The following is a 4968-nucleotide window of genomic DNA, read 5'->3' as shown; positions in this document are numbered from 1 at the left end:
GTTTTCGGGGCAAAGTCCTACTTATCAAGTTCCTGAAATGATGTTCGGATTGAAAGAGGAATTTTCTTATTTTCAGTGTTCAGAATGCCAGTGTCTGCAGATTGAAGAATTTCCATCAGACATGTCAACTTACTACAAGCAGAATTATTATAGCCTCACTCAAAGTCCTGAAAGTTTATACCCGAATATTTTTGAAACCTGGGCCAGAAAAAATAGAGACCGCTACGCGGTTTTGAACGAAGGAATATGGGGCAGGATAATAAGCCTGGTACATCCAGCGGAGTCAGACATGGCCTGTTTGTCTCAAGTGAATTTGAACCGTAAAAGCAGAATCGTTGATATAGGCTGCGGGACAGGCTTTCTACTCTATTTCCTTAAGGAAGCCGGGTTTGAAAATGTATTGGGCATAGAACCAAATCTTGAAAAGGATTTGAAGTATTCTAATGGTCTGATTATTAGAAAAGCCCAGGTGCATGACCTGGATGAAGAGCAGGATCTATTCATGTTCCACCATTCTTTTGAGCACTTGCCTGACCCGATAGAAACTCTTGCAACGGTTCACAGGCTATTGCCTGTCGGTGGTGGGTGTATGATCAGGGTTCCTCTGGTTTCGTCAGAAGCCTGGGAAAAATTTGGAATCAATTGGGTCCAGCTGGATGCCCCCAGGCATTTCTTTTTATACTCTTTGGACAGCCTGAATATTCTTGCCAAAAAAACCGGATTTGAAATTCAAGACGTTGTTTATGATTCTGATGAATTTCAGTTCTGGGGGAGCCAGCAATACCTGAATGATATACCATTGATGGCAGAAAATTCGTATGGGAGGAATCCTGCCAAGGCAATATTTTCCAAGGAAGATATAAACAGCTTCAAAAAGATGGCTGAAGACCTAAACGCTGTTTCACGGGGCGATCAGGCCGCTATTTATATGGTGAAAAGCTAACGGGACAGAGCTGTTTCACCGTTAAGCTGGGTAAAGTTTAATTTATTGGAAATTAGAAACTTCTATGGATCAAGAGTTGAAATTCTGTGGAAAAAGTTTAGGACAAGGACACCCACCATTTATAGTGGCGGAAATTGGATTCAACCACAATGGTGATGTTGAGCTTGCAAAACGCATGATTGATTCCGCCGCTGAAAATGGAGCCGATGCGGTCAAACTTCAGACTTTTGTCGCCAGAGAGATGATCGCGAATACCCTGTTGGCGGATGACCCGGATAACCCAGGGAATGAAATTCCGTTTTACGAGTTCTTTGAGCGTTATGAACTTTCGCGTGAAGATTACAAGGTTCTCATCGCCCATGCCCAGTCTTTAAATATTCCGTTATTTTCCACCCCTTTTGATGATGCGTCTTTGGGTCTGATGGTGGAGTTGGGAATGCCCGCGATAAAAATAGCATCCCCGGACCTGACCTACACTCCCTTTTTGGAAAAGGTGGCCGAAACAGGTTTGCCGGTTGTGCTCTCGACCGGAATGGGTGTAGAGCAGGAAATAACTGAAGCTTTAAAGGCACTTAAAAAAGCAAGCTCTGTAGTTCTTCTGCATTGTGTTTCAAACTATCCCTCAAAATATGAGGAGATGAATTTAGGTTGTTTGAGACAACTGCGAGACAGTTTCCATTTGCCAGTAGGTTTATCCGATCATACATTGGATAATTTATCTGCCGTGGTCGCGGCATCGTTGGGAGCGGTGATGATCGAAAAGCACTTTACGCTAGACCGAAAGCTACCCGGAGTCGACCAATCGATCTCAATGGAACCGGAAGACCTTCGCCGGTTGAAGTCGAAAGTCCTTAATGTAACAAAGATTCTTGGTGATGGAAAAAAGCAAATCCAACAATCAGAAATTCCGGTCAGGCAGTCTGCGAGGCGCAGTCTGGTGGCCAGGGTCGACATTCCTGCTGGCACCAAGTTGGTTGCAGATATGCTTGCCTGCAAACGTCCCGGAACCGGTATTCCTCCCAATGAATTGAGCCAGGTTCTTGGTAAGTCACCTAAAAATGATATTTCTGCCGAACAGATCCTCACCTGGGATAGCTTTTAATTACTTTTCATTTTTGTGTGTTTGCATTACGCCAGCGGCAAAGGCCTGCAGTGATACTGCCTAATATGCAGTGGGTGAGGGCGGATATTGCGCCAGGAACGGTAGCCAGCCCATAGTTTGAAAAATTACTTCTTGCAAGTTCTGTAGCCAGACCTGAGTTTTGCATCCCCACCTCGATAGATACGGTTTGTGCGTCCTTCTCGGTGAACTGGAACAGACGTGATAAAACATACCCCAATACAAATCCAAAAAGGTGCAGGGTGATCACCGCGAAGATTAATGATGTGCCGATATCCAGAATTGCCGTTTTCTTGGCAGCAAGAATAAAGTCAACAATGAAGACAATAGAAAGTACAGCGAGAAAAGGAGTGTAGGCCTCTACTTTCTTAACCATGCGGTGAAAATAATGGTTCAGAAAAACCCCGGCTAAAACAGGAAGTATGACCACCTTCAAAGTTTTAAGCAGAAGCCCCAAAGTATCAACATCGACCTTCAACCCGGTCAGTTCCATCGAGATGGACTCCACCCACCAGGTTGTTAAAAGCGGAGTGAGCAGGACAGCCAGGAGCGTTGAACAGGTCGTCAGACTGACTGAAAGCGCGACATGGGTTTTCGCGATAAAGCACACAACGTTTGAAGCAGTTCCTCCAGGACAACAGGCAACCAGGATGAGCCCGATCACAAAATCAATGGGTAGGTTGAAGGCAAGAGCCAGGGCATAACCAAGTCCCGGCATGATTGTATATTGAAGCACTACCCCCAGCAGGATGGACTTTGGGATCTTGAGGACTCTGGAAAAATCATCGAAGTCCAGCGTGAGCCCCATGCTCAACATGATGATTCCAAGAAAATAGGGGATCCAACCAGGTTGAAACCAGGTGGCGGTTTCTGGTTTCCACAAGGCCAGAGATGCGCCCGTCATTACCCAGACAGGGAATAAGTTTGCCAGGGTAATGAAAAATCGTTCGACCGGATTCACTCAGGTTTTTGGGCGATGATACTGGAATAGGCTTCTTTGCCATTGTCAAAGTCCTGATAACGGATGACTCTCAGGCCTTTGAAGATATCAAGCAGTTCGTTGGTGTCTAGTGCCCATTTCCGGCTGAACCGGGCATATTTCAGGTAGTCAACATTATAGGTTTCAACAACAATCATTCCGCCGGGTTTCAGGGCAGACTCGAACTGTTTGAAAAGATTCCTTTGCATATAATAAGTGCAGAGGATCACATCGTAGCTGTTGGGTTCCAGCCTATGAGTTTCAAGGTCAACGACTTTTGTCCTGATTGACACGTTATTTTTTTCCGCCAGTTTATGTGCCTTTTCCAGTCCCCTTTCGGAAATATCAAGACCTGTGACATCGAACCCCTGGGTGGCAAGATAAACCCCGTTTCTTCCTTCTCCCATAGCGATATCAAGAACTTTCCCCTTTGGCAAAATGTGAAAGTTATTGACCAGAAAGGGAATAGGCTGTTCACCAAACAGGTAAATGTCTGTTTTATATTTACTGTTCCAGCGTTCTTTATCTTTCGGTTTTGCGAGCAAGGAACTGGCAGAACATAGAAACAATAGTGTCGTTAAAATTGCTATGCGCTTGGTATCATATAATATTTTCATGGCAAGGGCCTTGAGTAGGTTGTTGGTTCAGTCTAGCGGAACAACAGATACCGTTCAAGGGAATTTCCGTTTACTTGGGTTTTCTGAGCAGGTAAAATTGATAAACACTAAGGGGACCTGTAATAATTAGATGATTTTACATTGCGGCAACTCGCGAGCTTTTAAGTCATAAGGATCACTCGTGGATAAAGGTAATATTAAAAGTGACCTTAATAATAGTATCTCCTACTAAGATGGAGTATGAATATGTCGTCACGAACTATCTCGAAAATAACGCTTAGTTTTTTTGTTCTCTTCTTTTCTTTCAATGCCTGGGCTGATGGCTTGCCGGGGAAAAAGCCTGTTTCTCAATCTGCTGACAAACGTTTTTTCAATTATGCCGATGGTACAACACTGGATAATAAAACAGGTTTGTTATGGATGACTCAGGATTATTGGCAAAAGGAAGCTAAATGGGTCAACTGGTACACAGCTAACGAGTATGCTCAACGTATGAACAACAAAGATTTCGCAGGTTATCGTGACTGGCGGTTGCCCACCCCCGAAGAGGCTGCGACTCTGTATGACCGCAGAAAACGTAATCTGGACAAGGATGGTGATAAAATTTTTATCGACAGCATGTTTCCCAAAGGAGCGGGCTGGAGTACCTGGACCAATGAGGAAAAACGCAATAAAGCGGTGACCGTCTCCTACAAAGATGAAGGCGGTCAGTCTTATCAGGATAAAATTTCTGGAGTGGATGCTTTTTTAAGGCTGGTTCGTAACGCTCACTAGGCATCAGACCCTTTTTTGTTAAAAATGAACCTCTTAACTATGCGAACCATTCATTTGATCATAACAGGGGTTTTTGTGCTCTTACTGACGGGTTATACTTTTGCCTTTCATCTGGATAAATATGCCCCAAGGGTTCCATCTGAATTGTTAGAAGAACTTCAGGATATGGATAATCCTTTTCCCTCTACACCTGATCGTATAGAGGCTGGACAGGAAATATATTTTGGCAAGGGGCAATGTGTCACCTGTCATAACGTCAATGGAAAAGGAATGAAGCGTCCTGGCCATGCGCCCAGAGATTTCACGGATCGCAACTGGCAGGAAACTAGGACCGATGGCGAACTCATGTGGGTGTTGAGAAACGGGAGTCCGGGTACAGAAATGCCGGTTCGGGTGGGAAAAGTTATCACTGAGGAGGAAGGATGGAATGTGATTGCTTACATCCGCACGTTTTATCAAATTGAAGGCATATCAGATGAATAATTTAGAAACAAGGTTTAAGAGGAATTGTAAGGTTCTTGGAGGGATAATCCTG

The 4968-nt window shown here is 44.3% G+C and carries 6 protein-coding genes; 4 read left to right on the top strand and 2 right to left on the bottom strand.

Translation table 11 applies throughout. The features are described from left to right. Positions 1-37 precede the first annotated feature (37 nt). Together F3741_06945 and F3741_06940 are read left to right on the top strand one after the other, a co-directional pair. Positions 38-943, top strand: a complete 906-nt coding sequence (locus F3741_06945; GenBank protein MZG30532.1) for a class I SAM-dependent methyltransferase — start codon at positions 38-40, stop codon at positions 941-943. Between the two features lie 64 nt (positions 944-1007). Beyond that, complete coding sequence (locus F3741_06940; GenBank protein ID MZG30531.1) at positions 1008-2045, top strand: hypothetical protein; 1038 nt, start codon at positions 1008-1010, stop codon at positions 2043-2045. Between the two features lie 7 nt (positions 2046-2052). Here F3741_06940 and F3741_06935 read toward each other — a convergent pair whose 3' ends face one another. Together F3741_06935 and F3741_06930 are read right to left on the bottom strand one after the other, a co-directional pair. Next, positions 2053-2967, bottom strand: a complete 915-nt coding sequence (locus tag F3741_06935; GenBank protein ID MZG30530.1) for a bile acid:sodium symporter family protein — start codon at positions 2965-2967, stop codon at positions 2053-2055. A gap of 53 nt (positions 2968-3020) precedes the next feature. Next, a complete protein-coding gene (locus tag F3741_06930) occupies positions 3021-3659 on the bottom strand; it encodes a methyltransferase domain-containing protein (protein MZG30529.1) in 639 nt (212 codons plus the stop codon). 240 nt (positions 3660-3899) lie between these two features. Here F3741_06930 and F3741_06925 point away from each other — a divergent pair, with 240 nt between their 5' ends. Together F3741_06925 and F3741_06920 are read left to right on the top strand one after the other, a co-directional pair. After that, positions 3900-4433: a DUF1566 domain-containing protein gene (locus F3741_06925; GenBank protein ID MZG30528.1), complete on the top strand. Its 534-nt coding sequence runs from the start codon at positions 3900-3902 to the stop codon at positions 4431-4433. A gap of 24 nt (positions 4434-4457) precedes the next feature. Continuing rightward, entirely contained in the window at positions 4458-4916 is a 459-nt protein-coding gene (locus F3741_06920) for a cytochrome c (GenBank protein ID MZG30527.1), read from the top strand. The last annotated feature ends 52 nt before the right edge of the window (positions 4917-4968 follow it).

It is taken from the genome of Nitrospinota bacterium, assembly GCA_009873635.1.
Taxonomy (GTDB): Bacteria; Nitrospinota; Nitrospinia; order Nitrospinales; family VA-1; genus LS-NOB.
Note: the sequence above shows the minus strand (reverse complement) of the source record. Positions and strands in the feature narration are given on the sequence as shown.

Bases quoted from the DNA above. Each gene is read 5' to 3' on its own strand.
- F3741_06940 (MZG30531.1), top strand. From the start codon at position 1,008: ATGGATCAAGAGTTGAAATTCTGTGGAAAAAGTTTAGGACAAGGACAC.
- F3741_06920 (MZG30527.1), top strand. From the start codon at position 4,458: ATGAACCTCTTAACTATGCGAACCATTCATTTGATCATAACAGGGGTT.
- F3741_06925 (MZG30528.1), top strand. From the start codon at position 3,900: ATGAATATGTCGTCACGAACTATCTCGAAAATAACGCTTAGTTTTTTT.
- F3741_06935 (MZG30530.1), bottom strand. From the start codon at position 2,967: ATGACGGGCGCATCTCTGGCCTTGTGGAAACCAGAAACCGCCACCTGG.
- F3741_06930 (MZG30529.1), bottom strand. From the start codon at position 3,659: ATGAAAATATTATATGATACCAAGCGCATAGCAATTTTAACGACACTA.
- F3741_06945 (MZG30532.1), top strand. From the start codon at position 38: ATGATGTTCGGATTGAAAGAGGAATTTTCTTATTTTCAGTGTTCAGAA.